Annotated in this window: 21 protein-coding genes and 1 pseudogene; 12 read left to right on the forward strand and 10 right to left on the reverse strand. The window is 72.4% G+C overall.

The features are described from left to right. Positions 1-33 precede the first annotated feature (33 nt). Both IE237_RS07640 and IE237_RS07645 read right to left on the reverse strand, forming a co-directional pair. Positions 34-738 (reverse strand): VanZ family protein, encoded by a 705-nt coding sequence (locus IE237_RS07640; RefSeq protein ID WP_189801035.1) that lies wholly within the window; start codon positions 736-738, stop codon positions 34-36. A gap of 78 nt (positions 739-816) precedes the next feature. Further along, positions 817-1350: a GNAT family N-acetyltransferase gene (locus IE237_RS07645; RefSeq protein WP_189801036.1), complete on the reverse strand. Its 534-nt coding sequence runs from the start codon at positions 1348-1350 to the stop codon at positions 817-819. 155 nt (positions 1351-1505) lie between these two features. On the opposite strand from IE237_RS07645, the gene IE237_RS07650 reads away from it, so the two are divergent. The 4 genes from IE237_RS07650 to IE237_RS07665 all read left to right on the forward strand — a co-directional run bounded on the left by IE237_RS07650 (position 1506) and on the right by IE237_RS07665 (position 4601). Continuing rightward, on the forward strand, positions 1506-2732 hold the full coding sequence (locus IE237_RS07650; RefSeq protein WP_189801037.1) for a PP2C family protein-serine/threonine phosphatase: 1227 nt from the start codon (positions 1506-1508) through the stop codon (positions 2730-2732). Between the two features lie 105 nt (positions 2733-2837). Next, complete coding sequence (locus IE237_RS07655) at positions 2838-3461, forward strand: histidine phosphatase family protein (protein ID WP_189801038.1); 624 nt, start codon at positions 2838-2840, stop codon at positions 3459-3461. 144 nt (positions 3462-3605) lie between these two features. After that, positions 3606-3992: a VOC family protein gene (locus IE237_RS07660; RefSeq protein WP_189801039.1), complete on the forward strand. Its 387-nt coding sequence runs from the start codon at positions 3606-3608 to the stop codon at positions 3990-3992. Between the two features lie 123 nt (positions 3993-4115). Next, a complete protein-coding gene (locus tag IE237_RS07665; protein ID WP_189801040.1) occupies positions 4116-4601 on the forward strand; it encodes an SRPBCC family protein in 486 nt (161 codons plus the stop codon). A gap of 110 nt (positions 4602-4711) precedes the next feature. On the opposite strand, the gene IE237_RS07670 is transcribed toward IE237_RS07665, so the two are convergent. Then, positions 4712-5167 carry an Lrp/AsnC family transcriptional regulator gene (locus IE237_RS07670; protein ID WP_189801041.1) on the reverse strand — a complete coding sequence of 152 codons (456 nt, stop codon included), beginning with the start codon at positions 5165-5167 and terminating at the stop codon, positions 4712-4714. Between the two features lie 111 nt (positions 5168-5278). On the opposite strand from IE237_RS07670, the gene IE237_RS07675 reads away from it, so the two are divergent. From IE237_RS07675 to IE237_RS07685, 3 genes are read left to right on the forward strand one after another with little or no spacing between them, the layout of a single operon-like run. Then, a complete protein-coding gene (locus IE237_RS07675) occupies positions 5279-5896 on the forward strand; it encodes a LysE family translocator (protein WP_189801042.1) in 618 nt (205 codons plus the stop codon). A 51-nt stretch (positions 5897-5947) separates the two neighbouring features. Beyond that, a complete protein-coding gene (locus tag IE237_RS07680) occupies positions 5948-6406 on the forward strand; it encodes a PaaI family thioesterase (RefSeq protein WP_189801043.1) in 459 nt (152 codons plus the stop codon). Continuing rightward, complete coding sequence (locus tag IE237_RS07685; protein ID WP_229842417.1) at positions 6403-7494, forward strand: MBL fold metallo-hydrolase; 1092 nt, start codon at positions 6403-6405, stop codon at positions 7492-7494. The genes IE237_RS07680 and IE237_RS07685 overlap by 4 nt, the downstream gene beginning before the upstream one ends. Positions 7495-7504: 10 nt before the next feature. Here the strand turns inward: IE237_RS07685 and IE237_RS07690 are convergent, their stop codons facing one another. After that, complete coding sequence (locus IE237_RS07690) at positions 7505-8467, reverse strand: SMP-30/gluconolactonase/LRE family protein (protein WP_189801044.1); 963 nt, start codon at positions 8465-8467, stop codon at positions 7505-7507. Between the two features lie 127 nt (positions 8468-8594). Here IE237_RS07690 and IE237_RS07695 point away from each other — a divergent pair, with 127 nt between their 5' ends. After that, entirely contained in the window at positions 8595-9629 is a 1035-nt protein-coding gene (locus IE237_RS07695) for an ArsR/SmtB family transcription factor (RefSeq protein ID WP_189801045.1), read from the forward strand. A gap of 15 nt (positions 9630-9644) precedes the next feature. Here IE237_RS07695 and IE237_RS40590 read toward each other — a convergent pair whose 3' ends face one another. Next, entirely contained in the window at positions 9645-10319 is a 675-nt protein-coding gene (locus IE237_RS40590; protein WP_229842419.1) for a hypothetical protein, read from the reverse strand. 65 nt (positions 10320-10384) lie between these two features. Then, positions 10385-10804, reverse strand: coding sequence for a hypothetical protein (locus tag IE237_RS07705; protein WP_189801046.1), 420 nt, complete (start codon positions 10802-10804; stop codon positions 10385-10387). Between the two features lie 192 nt (positions 10805-10996). On the opposite strand from IE237_RS07705, the gene sigJ reads away from it, so the two are divergent. Beyond that, positions 10997-11971, forward strand: coding sequence for an RNA polymerase sigma factor SigJ (sigJ, locus tag IE237_RS07710; protein ID WP_189801047.1), 975 nt, complete (start codon positions 10997-10999; stop codon positions 11969-11971). Between the two features lie 54 nt (positions 11972-12025). Here sigJ and IE237_RS07715 read toward each other — a convergent pair whose 3' ends face one another. The 3 genes and pseudogenes from IE237_RS07715 to IE237_RS07725 all read right to left on the reverse strand — a co-directional run. Beyond that, entirely contained in the window at positions 12026-12463 is a 438-nt protein-coding gene (locus IE237_RS07715; protein ID WP_189801048.1) for a glutaredoxin domain-containing protein, read from the reverse strand. 57 nt (positions 12464-12520) lie between these two features. Beyond that, positions 12521-13381 carry a maleylpyruvate isomerase N-terminal domain-containing protein gene (locus tag IE237_RS07720; protein WP_189801049.1) on the reverse strand — a complete coding sequence of 287 codons (861 nt, stop codon included), beginning with the start codon at positions 13379-13381 and terminating at the stop codon, positions 12521-12523. Between the two features lie 173 nt (positions 13382-13554). After that, a pseudogene (locus tag IE237_RS07725) lies at positions 13555-13674 on the reverse strand (heme-binding protein); the annotation flags it as partial. Between the two features lie 114 nt (positions 13675-13788). Between IE237_RS07725 and IE237_RS07730 the strand changes: the two are divergent. The 3 genes from IE237_RS07730 (at position 13789) to IE237_RS07740 (ending at position 16644) form a co-directional block, all read left to right on the forward strand. Next, on the forward strand, positions 13789-15024 hold the full coding sequence (locus tag IE237_RS07730) for a sensor histidine kinase (RefSeq protein ID WP_189801607.1): 1236 nt from the start codon (positions 13789-13791) through the stop codon (positions 15022-15024). Between the two features lie 157 nt (positions 15025-15181). Beyond that, positions 15182-16402 (forward strand): cytochrome P450, encoded by a 1221-nt coding sequence (locus tag IE237_RS07735; protein ID WP_189801050.1) that lies wholly within the window; start codon positions 15182-15184, stop codon positions 16400-16402. 17 nt (positions 16403-16419) lie between these two features. After that, complete coding sequence (locus tag IE237_RS07740; protein WP_189801051.1) at positions 16420-16644, forward strand: ferredoxin; 225 nt, start codon at positions 16420-16422, stop codon at positions 16642-16644. 108 nt (positions 16645-16752) lie between these two features. Here IE237_RS07740 and IE237_RS07745 read toward each other — a convergent pair whose 3' ends face one another. Then, positions 16753-17796 carry a metallophosphoesterase family protein gene (locus IE237_RS07745; protein ID WP_189801052.1) on the reverse strand — a complete coding sequence of 348 codons (1044 nt, stop codon included), beginning with the start codon at positions 17794-17796 and terminating at the stop codon, positions 16753-16755. Positions 17797-17951: the final 155 nt, after the last annotated feature.

Raw genomic sequence — 17951 nt, forward strand, 5'->3', positions numbered from 1 at the left:
TATGCGAGACGTCGGCACGGCGGCGGACGGGACTCAGCCGGCCGGTGCCGGCACGGGGCGGGGACGATCGGACTTCGTCCGCGCCGTGGTGCGCCACCAGCGGCGCGAGGCCAGGGCGGCGAGCACGGCACCCGCGGTGTTGACGAGTACGTCGTCCACGGAGGACACCCGGTCGAGCCGCAGGAGGTACTGCGCGGTCTCGACCAGGACCGAGCAGCCCGCCCCGAGCGCCAGGATCCGGGGCAGGGAGGCCGACGCCGCGAACCTCATGGGCGCGAAGAATCCCAGGCTCGCGAAGACCAGCAGGTTGCCGACGATCCCGAGCGGCCCCATCGTGACCAGGTCCCGGAGCGGCACCAGGCTCACCCGGCCGGGTACGGTGCCGGCCCCGGCGCCCGGCATCATCGTCAGCCACAGGAACGGCAGCGTCCCGTGGACCATCCCCACCTCGGCCAGCGACGTCCGCCACGCCGCCGTGCCTCCGGCAGCGCGCCGGCGACGCGCCAGAAGCCACACCACGAGCACGGCCGGCGGCAGCGCGACCAAGGTCATCAGCACCACGCCGTTGAACGTGTCGAAGCAGCCGTGCCACCGCCCGGCCATGCACCTCGGAGCGGACATCAAGAGCGGCCCCCGTACGACGTACAGGGCGCTCGCCGGACCGAGGGTCGCGAGGCCGAGGAGCACGATCCCGCGGGTGCGGGACGGCGGCGCTGACAGGGATGCGTCGGAGTCCATGCTCCCATTGCAGACGGTGAGCCGTTGCAGCCGCGTATGCGGTTCCCGATACGCCGGCGATATGCACGTACCCCGCGGTCACATGGGGAGCGAGAGCAGGCGGACCTCTCCGTCCGGCCAGTCCGCGTCGTCGCGGAGGGGCGTCCACATCGTCCGCAGCGGCATGATCACGGGCCCGTCGGGCTGTTCCACGTGGACATCCCGCTCAAGGGCCCGCCAGCCGAGCCTCTCGTAGAGGGCGACGAGCGCGGGGCGGCAGAAGAGCAGTCCGTACCGAGGTCCCAGCGTCCGCGCGTGGTCGACGGCAGCCGACACGACCGCCCGGGCCAGTCCCTGGCCCCGCAGGTCGGGAGCGACGGCGACGCCGCCGACGCCCATCACCCGGGTGTCGACGCCGCCGATCGACACGGGGAGCGCCAGCAGACCGGCGTGCGCGACGAGGCGGCCGTCCTGCCTGATGCCGAAATGATCCTTCTTGGGCAGCCAGGTCAGTCCGGCGTCGGCGACGCCGAAGGGGTCCGTGCTGTCGCCGAGTATCTCGGTCTGGTCGGTCTTCGTGTACTCCGCGAGGCGCACCACGGCCGGGGGCGCGGAGGAATGGCGTTCTGTCATCCCGCCATGATCCCTTCGGGCCGGCACCTGAAGGCGTCCGGGGGCGGGCCTCACGCTATCGCGGGAGAGAACACGTCCGGAGGCCCTTCTCCCCGGTCGCGCCTATGGTGGGGGCAGGCTCCTGGCTGGACCCGCGGCGCACGGACAGGTGAAGGGTGAACGGACCCGGGATCGACTACGAAGCGGTGTTCCAGGCGCTGCCGGGTGCCGTCGCGCTGCTCACCCCGGGGCTGGTCTACGCGGATGCCAACGAGACGTTCCTGTCGATGTCCGGCCGGACCCGTGAGCAGGTCGTCGGCCGCTACCTCTTCGACGTCTTCCCCGACAATCCGGAGGATCCGACCGCGAGCGGCATGCACAACCTGCGCGCCTCCCTGGAGCGCGTCGTGGCCACGGGCGAGCGGGACTCCATGGCGCTGCAGCGCTACGACGTCGAGTCCCCGGACCGGCCCGGGGTGTGGCAGGAGCGGTACTGGAGCCCGGTCAACGTCCCCCTCCTCGCCCCCGACGGCACCGTGGCCCTCCTGCTGCACCGCGTGGAGGAGGTCACCGAGCTGATGCGGGCACGGGGCGCCCGCGCCGGTGACGACCGTGCCCGGGTCCTGGAGTCCGAGCTGTACACCCGTGCCAAGGAACTGCAGGAGGTCAACGACCGCCTCCGCCGGGCCCACGCCCGCGAGCGCGAGGTGGCCATCCACCTCCAGAAGGCGATGCTGCCCCCGCCGAGGCCCCTCGGCCATCACCCCGCCGCCGTGCGCTACCGGCCCGCCATCGGAGCGCTCAACGTCTGCGGCGACTGGTACGACCTCGTCGATCTGCCCGGCCGCACCGCCGTGTCCGTCGGCGACGTCGTCGGACACGGTCTGCGCGCGGCCGGCGTCATGGGGCTGCTCCGCAGCGCCCTGTCGGCCGCGTCACGTGTCGCCGCGGGCCCCGCCCAGGCGCTCGAAGTCCTCGATCTGTACTCCCGTGACGTCGACGGAGCCGAGTCCACCTCCGCCGTGTCCGTCGTGATCGACTGGGAGAGCCGCGTCCTCACGTACAGCAGCGCCGGCCATCCCCCGCCCGCCCTCTGTCACCCCGACGGCAGGGTGGAGTTCCTCGACCGGGCCACCGATCCCCCGCTCGGTGCCCGCCCGGAGCACGGGCCCCGGCCGCAGGCCGAGACCGCCTTCACCGACGGCGCGGTCCTCGCCCTCTACACCGACGGCCTCGTCGAGCGCCGGCGCGAGGACATCGACACCGGCCTGAACAGGCTCGCGGACGCCCTCGCACGGAACCGGACCGCCGCCCCGGAGGCCCTCGCCGACATCCTCCTCACCGAGCTCACCCCACCGGCCGGCAACACCGATGACACGGCTCTGGTGCTCATCCACCTCTGACAGGTTCGTCGGGGACTCCCCCGCCGGCGGAACCGCGCGGCACCGGACGACGTCCGTCCACACGTTCGCATCTAAAGATCATGAGCCCCGCCCGAGGAGCCGAGCATGACGGAGACAGCCGCCCGCTACCTGTACCTGGCGCGTCACGGTGAAGCGTCCGAGGACGAGAGCACCTTGACGGACAACGGCCGCCGTCAGGCCGTCCTGCTCGGGCAGCGGCTCCGGAAGGCCCCGCTGACCGCGATCCATCACGGCCCGCTGGCCCGTGCGACGGAGACGGCTCGACTGGTCGGCGACCAGCTCGACGGCGTCCCCCTGCGGATGTCCCCGGCGGCCGGTGACTACATCCCGTACGTACCGCGTCGGGAGGAGCTGCCCGCGGAGTCGGCCGACGCGATGCTGGGATTCCTGGCGCAGTTCCCGGCGGAGGAGCGTGAGCAGGGCCCCGGGCTGGCCGCCGAGGCGCTCGCGCGGTTCACCGGTCCCGTCGACGGTGACCGGCCGCTCCACGAACTGATCGTCACCCACAACTTCCTCATCGCCTGGCTCGTCCGGGAGGCGCTGGAGGCCCCGAAGGCCCGCTGGATGGGCATCAACCACGCCAACGCCGGACTGACCGTCATCCGCTACGCACCCGGCCGGGCCCCGGCCGTCCTCTTCCTCAACGACACGGGCCACCTCCCCGACGATCTGCGCTGGACCGGGTTTCCTCCCGAGCTCCACATCTGACGGCCCACGGAGGACGTCCCGGACGGAGCCGCGGCCCGGATCCGTCCGGTCCGGATCGTGGCCGCCCGGGGCACTTGATCAGGGCCTCCGCAGTCACCATGATCATCAGGAAGAGACCCATCTCGGAGAGGTACTGGGACCATCATGCGAGTCAAAGCCTTCGACCACCTCGTGCTCAACGTGACCGACGTCGACAGGGCGCTGGAGTTCTACACCGGCGCCCTGGGCCTGGAGCCCGAGCGGGTCGAGGAGTGGCGGGCCGGGAAGGTGTCGTTCCCGTCCGTACGGATAGACGAGAGCACCGTCATCGACCTCTTCTCCCGCCCGCGGGGCGAGTCCAACGTCGACCACATCTGCCTGGTCGTGGACCCCCTGGACTGGCAGGAGGTCATCGGCTCCGGCCGGTTCGACGTCCTGGAGGGGCCGGTCCCGCGCTGGGGCGCGCGCGGCTCGGCCCAGTCGGTCTACGTGAAGGACCCCGACGGCAACACCGTCGAACTGCGCTGGTACCCGCAGGACGTCGAGAGCTGAGCGACCGAGCCCTCTCCCGGTCGGCCCCGCCCCGCGAACCAGCGACAGGCGGCCCCCGCGAGCGCTAACGTACCGGCGAGTAGCCAGGTGGGGCGGTCCCACACGGTGCGAGGGGAGCGGGCCATGGATCGACAGTGGAGCCTGGAGGAGAGCACGGTCGTCGACGCACCGCCGGAGGTCGTCTACCGGCTGGTCTCGGATCTGCGGAACATGGGGCGGTGGAGCCCGGAGTGCCGGTCCGTGTGGATCCTTCGGCCTCCGGCGCGCACGGGGACCCGCTTCGTCGGGTTCAACCGGCGCGGCCCCTTCCTCTGGCCGACGCTGGGGCGGGTGACCCGGATGGTTCCGGACAGCGAGTTCGTCTTCGACGTCGGCGTCTTCGGACTGCCGATCGCCCGCTGGGGCTACCGGTTCGAGCCGGAGGGCTCGGGGACGCGGCTCACCGAGTTCTGGCAGGACCTGCGGACCAGCGGGTACCGGGCCCGGGCCGCCGACCTGCTGGGCACGCTCTTCGCCGGGACGAACCCCGCCCGCCGGGTCGCCCTCAACCGGGCCGGGATGCGCACCACCCTCGCACGCATCGCCCGCACCGCGACCGCCGGGACCTGAGCGACGGCGCCACGAAGCCGGGGCCGAGCGACCCCGTCCGCCACCCCGTCCGCCGCCGCGGACGGGGTCGCGGCGTCGGTGAGCCCGGTCCTCGCCTGTCCTGCACGCGGCTACCCCTCGGGCAGCGGGCGCTCGGCGATGACGTTCTTCATGACGAGAGTGGACGTCAGGCGCTGGACGCCGGGCAGCTTGGCGAGCTGCTGGTCGTAGAGGTGCTGATAGGCCACGAGATCGGAGGTGGCGACGCGGAGGAGGTAGTCCGGTTCGCCGAAGAGCCGCTGGGCCTGGATGACCTGCGGGATGGCGGTGACGGCCTCCTCGAAGGCCGTCACGGTGTCACGGTCCTCCCAGCGCAGCGTCGCGAAGACGAGGGCCTCGAAGTTCAGACCGACGGCGGCCGGGTCGACGACGGCGCGGTAGCCGCGGATGGCGCCCTCACGCTCCAGATCGCGCAGGCGACGGTGGCAGGGCGAGACGCTCAGCTGGACGCGGGCGGCCAGTTCCGTGACCGTCAGACGGCCGTCCAGCTGCAGCTCGGTAAGAATCTTCCGGTCCAGGGCGTCCATGGAGAAGATTCTCCCTCACCTGCGCCCCTCACGGGGCAAGCACGCAAACACTTTCGGGCATATCCCGCCTAATCTTCCCTCGCGCAGCACGGATACGAGAGGGATCGATCGATGGACACGACGACGGTGGCGGCTTTCCTGGCAGTGGATCTGCTGCTGGTGTTCACCCCGGGCGCCGACTGGGCCTACGCCATCTCGGCGGGGCTGCGGGACCGCTCGGTCGTCCCCGCCGTCGCCGGACTGGTGGCCGGATACGCCGGGTACACCCTGCTCGCCGTGGCGGGCCTCGTCGTGATCGTGGCCGGCTCGACGGCCGTGCTCACCGCGCTGACCGTCGCCGGGGCCGCGTACCTGATGTGGCTGGGGTGGGGCGTGCTGCGCCGGCCGGCCGACCTGGGCGCGGGTGAGGAGGCCGTCGCCTCCTCACCCGGGCGGATCATGCTCAGGGGCGTCGGGATCAGCGGCCTGAACCCGAAGGCGCTGCTGCTGTACTTCGCGCTGTTCCCCCAGTTCATCGACACCACCGGCGGCTGGCCCGTCGCCGCGCAGACCGGGCTCCTCGGCACGCTCCACATGACGGCCTGCGCCGTGGTCTACCTCGGCGTGGGCGTCCTCGCCCGTACCGTCCTGAAGACGCGGCCCACGGCGGCCAGGGCCGTCACCCGCGCGTCCGGTGCCATGATGATCGTCATCGGCGGGTTCCTGCTGGCGGAACGCCTCATGGTGTGACGCGGCCCCCGCCCGGTGACCGTGATGTCCGTCGAAGGCGAAGGAGAGCACGTGCAGGACCCGACGCAGCAGGAACAGGCGAGCCCCGAGGTGCGCGAGCGCGTCCGGGCGAGCTTCGACCGCCAGGGGCTGATGGCACACCTCGGCGCGCGGATATCCCACATCGGCCCCGGCAGCGTGCGCATCGTGCTCCCGGCCCGTCCCGAGGTGACCCAGCAGCACGGCTACTTCCACGCCGGCGCCACCAGCGCCGTCGCGGACAGCGCCGGCGGCTACGCCGCGTACACCCTGTTCCCCGAGGGCACCGAGGTGCTCACCGTCGAGTACAAGCTCAATCTCCTCGCGCCGGCCGTCGGCGACCACATCGAGGCGGTCGGAACCGTACTGAAGTCCGGCCGCACCCTGACCGTGTGCCGGCTCGACGTGTTCGGGGTCCGCGGCGACGGAGAGCGGAAGCTCGTCGCCGCCGGACAGCAGACGCTGATCCGCGTGAACGGAGCAGAAGGGTGAGCCCGCAGACCGGAGCGGAGCGCTCGCCGGCCCGGCCCACGAGCCCCGAGGCCGCAGCGGCACCTCCCGTGAGTCCCCGGACCGGAGCGGCCCGCCCCACGAGTCGGCGGTCGGACTCCCCGCCTTCGCTGCCCACCTGGGCGATCTGGTGGCAGCGGCCGTTCCCCGACGCCAACACGCTTCTGCTCCCCGGGAGGCAACCGGCCCTGATCGACTCCGGGTTCGTCGGCCACGCCGCGCAGACCGCCGAATGGGCCCGCGCCCGGGCCGGCGGGATCGACCTGGTCGTGAACACGCACTGGCACTCCGACCACGTCGGCGGCAACGCCCTCCTCCAGGCCGACGGCGCGGGCATCGCCGCCGGGACCCCCGAGGCCGAGGCGATCTCCCGCCGGGACCCCGGCTGCTGCGCCGCCGAGTACCTCGACCAGCCGGTCGCCCCGTACACCGTGGACCTGCCGCTCGACGACGGAGAGGTCCTGCGTCTCGGAGACACCGACTGGGAGGTCGTCCGCACACCCGGTCACACACCCGGCCATCTGTCCCTGTGGCAGCCGGAGGAGCGGCTGCTCGTGGTCGGCGACGCGCTGTCGGACTACGACGTCGGCTGGGTCAATCTCGCTCTCGACGGGCCCGGCGCGGCCCGCACCGCGCTCGACTCCCTCCAGCGGATGGCCGACCTCGACGCGCGGGTGATCCTTCCCTCCCACGGACCGGTCCCGGCCGACACCGGGGCCGCGTTCGCCGCCGCCCTGCGTCGCGGACGACGGCTCGTCGACGACCCCGACGGGGCCGTCTGGTACGGCATCCGCCGGATCTTCGCCTTCGCCCTCATGATCCGCGACGGCATCCCGGCCGAGGAGGCCGAACCGTACCTCCACGCGCGCGCGTGGCTGACCGACGCCGCACGCCTCCTGCGCCGCACGCCGGAGGCGCTCGCCGAGGAGCTGGTGACCTCCATGCTCTCCGGCGGCGGGATCGTCCTGCGTGACGGGCGGCTCCACGCGGCGACCGGCCACACCCCCGTGGCGGCCGAGTCGCTGCGTGTGCCCTACCCGCGCGCGTGGCCCGCTGCGGAGCCACGCTGACGCGCGGGGGTCAGGGGGTGTCGTGGCACGTCGGGTCGTCGACCGCGCTCACTGTGTACGGGGGCCGGCCCGGCGGCTCGTCGAGCTGGCTGTTGACCACGTAGAGGCGGCAGCCGTGCCTCGCCAGGGTCGTCGGCAGGTCGAAGGGTCCGTCCGTGAGGCGGTGGGTCACCGTGCCCGTCCGCAGCTCCTCGTCGAGCCGGGCGATGTACACGCCGTGCGGAGCACCGTAGTTGAGCACGGCGTACAGCGTCCGGCCGCGCAGCACCATGCCGTCGGGGCCGAAGGACTGGTCGCCGAGATCGAGCCGGCCGACCTCCTTGTCGGCGGTGTCGACCCGCCAGACGGCCTCGGTGCCGTTCGACGCCACCAGGAGGGTGCTGCCGGACGCGTCCGCGACGATGCCGTTCAACAGCCAGTACTGGGCGGGGAACTGCGGGAACGCGGCACGGATGTCGAGCCACGGTTCGAGGGGTCCGAGGGAGGAGCCCCGGATCTCCGCCCGGTGAATGACGGGGTTGGCCCAGTCGGTCACGTACACCGCGTCCTCCGTCACGACCAGGTCGTTGAGGCGGGGTGCGCCGAGCGGTCCGCCACGGGCCGTACGGGCGGCGAGGAGCCGTCCGTGGCGGTCGTGGACGGTCAGGCTCGCGCCGCCCACCGAGAAGACCCGGCCGCGCCGGTCGGTGTGCACGCCGAGGCTGCTGGGCCGGTTCTCCAGGCCTCGCGCCGGAAACGGCTTCAGCTCCGGGTCGCCGATCCGGCCCCGGTAGAGGGTGCCCCGGCCGTCCGAGGAGACGTACAGGGTGCCGTCCGGGGTGACCGCGATCCCCTCGGGGAGCACGCCCGGGTCCCGGGAGACGACATAGGTGTCGGGCAGGTCCCGTGCGCTCGCCGGTCCGGGAGCACCGGCGAGGGTGGTGAGCAGCAGCGTGGCTGCGAGGCAGGCTGTTCGGACGGGGATGCGGCGCATCGGCACGGCCTCCGGCGGGAATCGGCGAGTGGTGAGGGGGACAACGGGAGCGTGCGGCCTCGCCGCGCGGAACGCATTGCCTTTCACCCCTGGGTGAAAGGGTCCGCCGGGCCGATAATCGGTCGGCATGATCCGCCTTCACTTCACGTCCGCCGATCTGTGCCGGATCACCCTGGCCCCGGCGGCCAACGCCCTCTCCGAGACCGTCCTCGGGCTGCGGCTGAGTCTGCGTCTGGGCCGTGCACGGGAGGGCGTCGGGCGCGGTGCCGGTGCGTCACACCGTGTGCGGCCCGCGGCCCGGCAGTGGCACCACTCCCTGCGGGGAGGTGCGGTCGCCCGGGCCGGGGTCCTCGCCGAACTGGTCGCCGAGAACGGCTTTGTACCGGACTTCCTGCTGCAGCCGTCGGCTCCCGACTTCACCGACGCCCTCGACGCGGCCGCGTCGACGCCCGTGGAGCGCCTTGCGTTCGATCTCGGGATCCCTGAGGCATCCGGCTGGAACGGCGGTCTGGCCCGGCCGGGCCGGTGGGCCCACGAGCTCGCCCAGGGGTCCCCGGCCGCACCCCGCGCCCTGTTCGACGACGCACGACGCTACTTCGAGACGTCGGTCGAACCGCTCTGGCCGCGGATCCGCCGCGACGCCCTGACCGATCGTGCGCTGCGGTCCGAGATGCTTCTTCGCGGGGGCGTCGACGCCCTGCTGACCACCCTGGGGACGACCTGGCGCTGGCAGCCGCCGACGCTGCACCTGCCCTCCGCGTCGACGTACGACATCCCGCTGTGCGGGCGCGGGCTGCTGCTCGTGCCCTCGTGGTTCGCGACCGGGCCGATGGTGATGTACCGCCCCGAGGCGGCGACGGTCCTCGTCTACCCGATGTACGACGGTGACGACGGGGTCCCCGCCGGTGCCTCGGGCTCGACGGACGACCGGCCGGAGGCCCTCGCGGCCCTGCTCGGCCGCACGCGGGCGCGCGTGCTCACCCTCCTGCGCTCCCCCGCCACCACGACGGCTCTCGCCGCACGCGCCTCCGTCTCCCTGGCGGCGGCCAGTCAGCACGCGGGCGTGCTGCGGGGCGCCGGCCTGGTCGACACCGTACGCACGGGCACGGCGGTGCTCCACAGCCTCACCCCCCTCGGGCACTCCCTGCTGGCCGGGATCTGAAGGCCCTGGGCGCCGTCACCAGTCGATGTGGGCGGCGATCCACGCGTCCAGGGCGTCCTCGTCCTCGGCGGGCGGCAGTTCGGGTCCGCAGGAGAGGGGGGTGGAGGACAGCTGGAGGTGGGTGAGGTAGCCGTACGGGCCGTTGTCGGCGGCCGGTCCCAGCACCAGGGCGTGGGTGGCGGTGCGCCAGACGCGGTGCGTCAGGGGCGGCCCGGTGACCAGGGTGTCGGAGGACAGGACCGTCCGTTCGGGCGCCGTGCCGAGGTGCTCGGCCACCACGCGCGCGGCCCCCGCGAGGACGGCCTCGCACTCCTCGACGGTACTCGGCCGGCTGCCGGTCCAGCCGGGCTGCTCCTGCCAGTGGTCGACGAGGCCGTACAGCCAGGCGGCGTTGGTCATGTCCTCATCGTGCGGGTCGACGGGGTACACCTCTCCGAAGACCAGGAAGGTCCGCGCCTCCCCGCATCCGAAGGGGCTGACGACGTCCGTGCAGAGCACGTGACCGTGCGCGGTGCGGAAGGACTCGCAGACGAGCCCGTCCTCCTCCCAGGCCCAGCCGCGGAGACGAACCTCCTTGTCGACGGCGTCGAAGTCGTCCGGGACGGAGGGCACGGCGGGCAGCGCCACGAGCTCGGCGACGGCCTCGGTCGTCAACGGCCGGTGGGCGAGGGCATGAACGGGAACAGACATGCGGATCACCCTAGAACGTGCCGGAGAGTACGAGAGCGGCCGGGGAGGCGCTGCCCCGGTGTCGGCTACCGCTGGTGCACGCCTGCGCGTTCCTGCCGCTGGGCCGTGAGGATCTGCCCCAGTGCCAGCACGCTCAGGCCGAACATCAGGACTCCCAGCGGGACATGGAGGGACGGCTCGTGCGCGATGCCCAGCACCACCTGTACCGAGGCGAGGACGAGGAAACCTGTCGAGTAGAGGATGGGGCGGGGCGAGCCGCCGCCCGGCCGCCAGGCCAGGATGGCCGCCAGCACGTACAGCATGGTCGCGCCGTACATCACGCGCGCGCCGACGCTGTGCAGCACCTCGCCGTGCGACGAGGACAGCAGCAGGCCGGCGGTGGACGCCTGGAAGAAGAGGGAGAGCGTCTGCAGGGCGATCGAGACCTGGTGGAAGGTGCGGATGCCGGTGCCCTGCGCTGCCGTGGTCTGTGCGGTGGTGGCCATGACTCGGTCCTCTTCTTCTGCCTCGCGGCGGTGGCTCGGTAGTGTCTCGCCTGTCCGACGACGCAGGCCCGTGAAATGTGAGGCGAGGCGCCGAATTTCTTTCCGGCCTCCTTCCGGAGGGGTGAGTTCGTCGCGCGGGCACGGGGCCGAGACACGTCATCGGCCGAGACGAACCAGGGGGCAGACGCGATCATGGGCACCAGCACCGAACCCAGACACGGCCGGTCCGAGCCGGGACACGACCGGTCCGAGCCGGACCTGAGCGTGGTCGTCGGCGAGCGGCGCCGGTTGATCAACCTCGGCTACCGGCTGCTCGGTTCGCTCGCGGAGGCCGAGGACGCCGTGCAGGAGACGTACGCCCGCTGGTACGCGATGTCGCCGCGTCAGCGCGAGGCCGTCGACTCGCCGGGGGCCTGGCTGACGACGGTGGCCGGCCGCGTCTGTCTGGACATGCTCGGCTCGGCGCGGGTGCGGCGGGAACGCTACGTCGGGTCGTGGATACCCGAGCCGCTGCCCGACCGTGCGGAGTGGTCCAGCGTGCGTGCGGACGGCGACCGGTCCGGGCCCGCCGATCCCGCCGACCGGATCACCCTGGACGAGTCGGTGAACATGGCGTTCCTCGTCGTACTGGAGTCGATGACACCGGCCGAACGGGTGGCGTTCATCCTCCACGACGTCTTCCGGTACCCCTTCTCCGAGGTCGCCGAGATCGTCGGCCGGTCCCCCGCGGCCTGCCGGCAGCTGGCGTCCTCGGCCCGCCGGCGCGTCGACGCCTCGCGGACTCCGGCCGTTCCGGCGGCCGGACGGGCCGCTCTGGTACGGGACTTCAAGGAGGCGTGGGAGGCCAAGGACATCAAGGCCCTCGTCGATCTGCTCGACCCCGACGCCACGATGACGGCCGACGGCGGCGGCCTGGTCGGCGCCGCGCTGCGCCCGGTCGAGGGCAGCAGGCTCATCGCCCAGTACCTCATCCACATCGCCGACAAGGCCCCCGGGCTCACCCTGCTGGAACGGACGGTCAACGGTCTGCCCGGCCTGGTCGCCCAGAACGCCGGGGTCACCGTGACCGTGGCGGCGTTCGACCTCGTCGACGGCCGTGTCACCCGCATCTGGGCGGTCCGCAACCCGGAGAAGCTCCGTGAGTGGACGGAGGACGGACCGAGCTGACCTCAGGCGCGGGCGGGGTGCGGGCGTTCCCGGCTCCCGACCGGTGGTGGCGTGTCACGCGGAGGGCGTGAGCTTCTCGCGCACCCACCCGGGGTCGGGGTTGGTGAACGGCTCGCCCGCCACGACCACGGTCGGCACGGTCTCGTTGCCGTCGTTCGCCGCCCTCACGACCGCCGCCCCGTCCGGGTCGCGCCAGATGTTCACCCAGTACGCCCGGTGGGCGTCGCGGCCCAGCCGGAAGCGCAGCCGCAGACAGAACTGGCACCCCGGCCGCCAGTAGACGATCGGCCGGCCGTCGACCGCACTGCGGCGCCGGGCTTCCACGGCGCCGATCGACCTCGGAAAGACCAGGGGCGAGTTCAGGCCGGCGAGCAGGACGAACAGCAGGAGGAGGAGCACACCTTGGCCGGGCTTCCCGCCGGCGAACACACCGGCCGCGACGAGAGAGCCGGTGAGCACGAACAGCATCGGCAGTAACCACGCACGCATCATGGTGACGCAGGTTACCGATGTGAGGTGGACGCGCAGTCGGCGGGCTCGGCCTTCGGGTCAGGGCGTGGCGACGAGCCGGCCGAGGCGCGGTGCGAGCCAGGGCCTGCGGCCGCCGGCCCGCATCCGGCCGAGGGCGACCTCCTTCCAGATCGGGGTGCGCCGGAAGGAGACCAGCAGGAACGCGGTGGGCGACACGGTGAGCCGGCAGTCGTAGGCGCGCGGCGGGGCGTCGCGGGTGACCGTCATCGCGCCGTCGTCGACGACGACGGCGAGTCGCGGGCCGCCCTTGACCACGAGGTCGAACGCGATGCTGACACCCCGCGCCTTCGCCGGGTCCAGGGCCGCCGCCATCATCGTCGGCATCGACTGCCCGAGCACCAGACGGGCCTCGGCGGCGCCGATGTGCCAGGGGAGTCCGGCACCGCGCGCGATGTCCAGGCCGTGGACGAGCGTCTCATTGAGCATCAGGCCCGTCACCGTCGCGAGCGTCAGGGGCAGTTGCTCCCCGTACCAGGGCGCGGCGACCGGGGTGTCGTGAGCGAGGCCTTCGGTGATCCGGAGGAAGATCTCGCCGCGTTCGGCGAGGAAGTCGCCGAGGTGAGCGCGCTCGTCACCGGTGACGAGGCCGATGGACATGGCGTTCATGGCGGTGATCCGCTCGACGAACGGCGCGTCGCCCGGCAGGAGGATGCCGTCCCAGTTCATGGAATCGTCGGCGGAGGCGACGGCGGTGTACGCGAGGTACACGGCCGCGAGGTGCGCGCCGACGTCGCCGACCGACCAGTCCGGGACACCGGAGGCCGCGTCCAGGTCGGGCACCTCGCGCAGGAGCCGGACCAGCCGCGGGACGGCGGCGCCGAGGGCGGCGCGTGCCTTGGCGTGCTCGGTGACGGGATCAAAGCGTGTAACGGTGCCCATACCACTCCCCCATGCTGCGGACGGGCCCGCAGATTACCGCCGGGTAGCACCGCTGCGACAGGGCTGAGTCACGGCGCCTTTCCGCCCATGACGAAGACCGGCGGCACGCGGACGGGGAGCCGGGTGCCGCCGGGGTCTGAGGGGTGTCGCTTCGCGGGGGTCACTTCGCGAGGGAGCGTGTTGCCGTTGCGGTCGACGACCGCGACGGACACCCGCTGGTTCTCCTTCTCCGCGGCGTCCAGCGTCGCCTGCGCGGCCTTCGTCGCGGCCTCGATCGTCAGGTGCGTCGACGTCATCGTGTTGCCGCCGGACAACACGGGGGTCAACCGATCGGTCGATGCGGAATGATTTCGTCCGGATAGCCTGGGCTCGGGAGAACGGTCGGCGGCGAGGAGTGGGCGGTGCGGATGGACAGGTGGTCGCCGATCGACACGGAGGCGGTCGATCCGGACGCCGGCTGGCTCGCCACCGTGATGCACGTGGCGTTCTTCGTCCTGCTGTGCTCGTCGCTGACCCGGTACCTGATCGTCCACCCCGGCGCGCGGAGCACGCCCTGGGTGATCGTTCTCGCGGTCGTGCTGGCCCTGCTGTACGTACTCGGCCCGGTTCTCGGCCCCCGCCAGGCCGACGGGCCCCGCACCGCCCCCACCACCGCCCACGGGTTCTGGCTGGCCGCCGTCATCGGGACCTGGCTCGCCCTCGTGGCCCTGGCACCGAGCTTCGGCTGGTGCGCGGTGCCGCTCTTCTACACGGGCCTGCGCTCCCTGCGTACCCGGTCCGCGATCATCCTCGTCGCCCTGCTCACCGCCATCGTGGTGGGCGCCCAGGTGAAGCTGAGGCTGCGTTTCGGCTTCGACCCGAACCTGATGTTCGCGCCGCCCGCCGTCGCGGCGGTGGCCACCGCCGTCTTCATCTACTCCCAGCGACAGGCCGACCGGCTGCGGACCGTCATCATCGACCTCGTCCGCGCCCGCCGGGAGCTGGCCGCGACCGAGCGCCGCGAGGGCACTCTCGCCGAGCGCCAGCGGCTGTCCATGGAGATCCACGACACCCTCGCGCAGGGCCTGTCCAGCCAGCAGATGCTGCTCCAGGCCGCCGACCGGCTCTGGGACTCGGATCCTGGCGCCGCACGCCGTCACATCCGTACGGCCGAGTCCATCGCAGAGCACAACCTCGCCGAGGCCCGCCGCTTCGTCCATGACCTCGCCCCCGCCGACCTCACCGGGGGCGGCGGGCTCGACCGTGCGCTGCGCACCCTGGCCGAACGGGAGTCCTCCGACACCCTCCAGGTCCTTTTCCACCAGGACGGCACGCCCACCGCCGCCCTTCCCGACCGCGTACAGGCGGCGCTGCTGCGGATCGCCCAGGGCGCCCTCGCCAACATCCGCGAGCACGCCGGCGCCGGGACCGCGGCCCTGACCCTCAGCCACCTGGACGACCAGGTGGTCCTGGACATCGCCGACGACGGCCGCGGCTTCGACCCCGTGGAGAGACCCGGCGGTGTACGGGGCCACGGACTGCCCGCCATGCGCGCCCGTGTCCAGCAGCTCGGCGGCGCCCTCACGATCGAATCGGCACCGGGCGAAGGAACGGTCCTGACCGCCGTCATCCCCCTGTCGCCGCCGTCCCGACAGGGCGCGTGACGCGTGCACCCCGCCACGGGGCGCTCGACGGGCCGATCCGTCGGTCCCTGCGGATCAGCCCCCGCCGGATGGGCCTCGCCCGTTCCGGTGGATTGGCCGAACTGTGCGTAGACCAGATAGGTGCCTGAGGCATGTAGTGGAGACGGCACCACAGTCCATGCCAGCGATTCGCCCTAGCGAGGCCCCCGTGACGAAAGCCGTGGCGTTCCCCCAGGACCGGACCTGCCCCTACCACCCGCCCACCGCCTACCCCCGGACCGAGGAGGAGAGCCCGCTGACGCGGGTCACCCTGTGGGACGGAAGAGCGGTCTGGTTCGTCACCGGACACGCCGCCGCCCGCGCGCTCCTCGCGGACCAGCGCCTATCCACGGATTCCACCCGCGCCGACTTCCCCATGCCGACGGAACGCGCCACGGCCCTGCGCAGGCGACGGCGCGCGGCGCTGCTCGGCTGGGACGACCCCGAGCACAACGCCCAGCGGCGGCTGCTGATCCCGAGCTTCACCCTGAAGCGGGCCGAGACCCTGCGGCCCCGGATCCAGGAGACGGTGGACCGGCTCCTCGACGCGGTGGAGGCGCAGGGGCCGCCGGCCGAGTTGGTGAGCGCGTTCGCCCTGCCGGTGCCGTCGATCGTCATCTGCGACCTGCTCGGCGTGCCGTACGAGGACCACGACTTCTTCGAGGAGCAGTCGCGCCGTCTGCTGCGCGGCCCGACGGGCGCGGACACCGAGGACGCGCTGGCCCAACTGGAGGGCTACCTCGGCGACCTGATCGACCGCAAGCGCCTCAAGCCCGGCGACGGCGTCCTCGACGACCTGGTGACACGAGAGGCGGGAGACGGCGGACCCGATCGCGAGGAGCTCGTCCAGCTCGCCACGATCCTGCTGGTCGCGGGGCACGAGACCACGGCGAACATGATCTCCCTGGGTACGTACACGCTGCTGCGGCACCCGGAGCGGCTGGCCGAGCTGCGAGCGGATCCCGGACTCGTACCCGCCGCGGTGGAGGAGCTGCTGCGGTTCCTGTCGATCGCCGACGGGCTGCTGCGGGTCGCGCGTGAGGACATCGATGTCGCGGGGACGGTGATCCGGGCGGGCGAGGGCGTGGTCTTCTCGACGTCGGTCATCAACAGGGACGCCGCCGCGTACAGCGATCCGGACAACCTCGACTGGGCCCGGTCCGCCCGTCACCACGTGGCGTTCGGCTTCGGCATCCACCAGTGCCTGGGGCAGAACCTCGCCCGCGCGGAGCTGGAGATCGCGCTCGGCACGCTGCTGCGCCGGCTGCCGGGGCTGCGGCTGGCCGCCCCCGCGGAGGAGATCCCGTTCAAACCGGGCGACACGATCCAGGGGATGCTCGAACTCCCCGTCACGTGGTGAGAGGAGCAGTGCGGAACATGGCCGAGGAAGCGGTTCGCATCTCGATCGACGGAGACGTGTGCATCGGCGCGGGGCAGTGCGCCCTCACCTCGCCCGACGTCTTCACGCAGGACGACGACGGCTTCGGGACGGTCGTCCCGGGCCGGGAGGACGGGACCGGGACGCTGGTCCGCGAGGCGGCCCGCGCCTGCCCCGTACAGGCGATCGCCCTCGATGTCCCGGCCGACGAGGCGCGGGCGTGACAACGGCCAGGGGGTGGTGAGGAGTCGGTGAGGAGTCGGCGCCGCCGCACCGGCGGTGCCGACTCCTGCTCGCGCGGTGCGACGTCCTCGGCGGAGTGGGCCGTCCGGTCAGATCCGTGTCGACAGCGGGACCGTGATCTGCTTCAGCCAGTTGCCGGCGGCGAAGTCGCGCGCCTTGACGACGACGCGGTCGCGGAAGACCTCCACCTGGAGCCCCTGGTTGAAGGTTCCCGGCACGGAGACCTCGCCGCCCTTGCCGTCGTCGGTGTATCCCGTCTGCACGGCACCGGTGTTGACCACCGAGAAGCCGTCCAGGTTCGCGGTGCCGGGGACGACCCTGCGGACGTACCAGTCCGAGAGGCCGAGGTCCCAGTGGGTGTGCCCGCAGAAGAGGAAGACGTCCCGGTGGCGTCCGAGGATCGCGAGGAGACGGTCCGCCTGCAGGTAGTCCCGCGAGTACAGCTGGTTGTGGCTGCCGGAGACGGTGTTGGGCAGCGGGTGGTGCGTGACGACCATGACGGGCTTGCGCCGGCGGGCCCAGTACGCGAGGCGGTCCTCCAGCCACCTGAACTGGTCCTCGCTGAGCCACACCTCGTCCCAGAGCTTCGGGTCGTGGAAGTGCATGTACTTCTCGGTGCCGAGGCTCAGCACCGGGATCCCGCCGAACGAGTGCTCCGCGTAGACCGTGTTGCGGCCGGAGAAGTTGTAGAAGCTCCTGAAGAGCGAGTCCTCGGTGGTGCCGTTGGGCCACGTGTCCTGCGCGAGGGTCGAAGGGTCGCGCCACTTGGGGACGTAGAACTCGTGGTTGCCGATGGCCCAGGCGACCGTGTGCGTGTGGGTGTGGCGCCCGAGTTCGGCCGTGACCGCCGCATACTCGGCGTCGTACCCGCGCGGCGTGATGTCACCGGCGACGGCGAGGCCCGAGCTCGCGGGATTGGTCCGGTGCATGTCCTCCAGGGCCACACCGAGGTCACGGAGATCGCCCTGGATGTCACTGATGACGTTGAACGTGGTGACCGGCCGCCCCGCACCTGCCGGCGAACCGGCGTGCCCGCCGGGGTGCGCGAGGGGCGCCGCGCTCACCGGCATCTGGGAGGCGGCGACGGCGCCCACCGCCCCTGTCGCGACGGTGAGCAGAGACCTGCGATCCACGGAGACTTCCTCTCGGGTGCGGCGGTGACCACGAGCGAGCCCCCGACCGCACGCTTCCGCGGGCTCGGGCCCGGCGGACTCCCGTCCTGGATCACCGCGCTTCGAACTAGACCCGTTATGGATACGCAACCTGATCGACGGGCAGCCCGGTCCGG

This window comes from Streptomyces tanashiensis (genome assembly GCF_014648895.1).
In the GTDB taxonomy this organism is placed as follows: Bacteria; Actinomycetota; Actinomycetes; order Streptomycetales; family Streptomycetaceae; genus Streptomyces; species Streptomyces tanashiensis.

Excerpts from the sequence above, each read along its gene's own strand:
- sigJ (WP_189801047.1), top strand. The coding sequence starts at position 10,997 with ATGGGCACCAGCACCGAACCCAGACACGGCCGGTCCGAGCCGGGACAC.
- IE237_RS07705 (WP_189801046.1), bottom strand. The coding sequence starts at position 10,804 with ATGGCCACCACCGCACAGACCACGGCAGCGCAGGGCACCGGCATCCGC.
- IE237_RS07730 (WP_189801607.1), top strand. The coding sequence starts at position 13,789 with ATGGACAGGTGGTCGCCGATCGACACGGAGGCGGTCGATCCGGACGCC.
- IE237_RS07660 (WP_189801039.1), top strand. The coding sequence starts at position 3,606 with ATGCGAGTCAAAGCCTTCGACCACCTCGTGCTCAACGTGACCGACGTC.
- IE237_RS07695 (WP_189801045.1), top strand. The coding sequence starts at position 8,595 with ATGATCCGCCTTCACTTCACGTCCGCCGATCTGTGCCGGATCACCCTG.
- IE237_RS07735 (WP_189801050.1), top strand. The coding sequence starts at position 15,182 with ATGCCAGCGATTCGCCCTAGCGAGGCCCCCGTGACGAAAGCCGTGGCG.
- IE237_RS07720 (WP_189801049.1), bottom strand. The coding sequence starts at position 13,381 with ATGGGCACCGTTACACGCTTTGATCCCGTCACCGAGCACGCCAAGGCA.
- IE237_RS07670 (WP_189801041.1), bottom strand. The coding sequence starts at position 5,167 with ATGGACGCCCTGGACCGGAAGATTCTTACCGAGCTGCAGCTGGACGGC.
- IE237_RS07640 (WP_189801035.1), bottom strand. The coding sequence starts at position 738 with ATGGACTCCGACGCATCCCTGTCAGCGCCGCCGTCCCGCACCCGCGGG.
- IE237_RS07675 (WP_189801042.1), top strand. The coding sequence starts at position 5,279 with ATGGACACGACGACGGTGGCGGCTTTCCTGGCAGTGGATCTGCTGCTG.
- IE237_RS40590 (WP_229842419.1), bottom strand. The coding sequence starts at position 10,319 with ATGTCTGTTCCCGTTCATGCCCTCGCCCACCGGCCGTTGACGACCGAG.
- IE237_RS07655 (WP_189801038.1), top strand. The coding sequence starts at position 2,838 with ATGACGGAGACAGCCGCCCGCTACCTGTACCTGGCGCGTCACGGTGAA.
- IE237_RS07715 (WP_189801048.1), bottom strand. The coding sequence starts at position 12,463 with ATGATGCGTGCGTGGTTACTGCCGATGCTGTTCGTGCTCACCGGCTCT.
- IE237_RS07645 (WP_189801036.1), bottom strand. The coding sequence starts at position 1,350 with ATGACAGAACGCCATTCCTCCGCGCCCCCGGCCGTGGTGCGCCTCGCG.
- IE237_RS07740 (WP_189801051.1), top strand. The coding sequence starts at position 16,420 with ATGGCCGAGGAAGCGGTTCGCATCTCGATCGACGGAGACGTGTGCATC.
- IE237_RS07665 (WP_189801040.1), top strand. The coding sequence starts at position 4,116 with ATGGATCGACAGTGGAGCCTGGAGGAGAGCACGGTCGTCGACGCACCG.
- IE237_RS07690 (WP_189801044.1), bottom strand. The coding sequence starts at position 8,467 with ATGCGCCGCATCCCCGTCCGAACAGCCTGCCTCGCAGCCACGCTGCTG.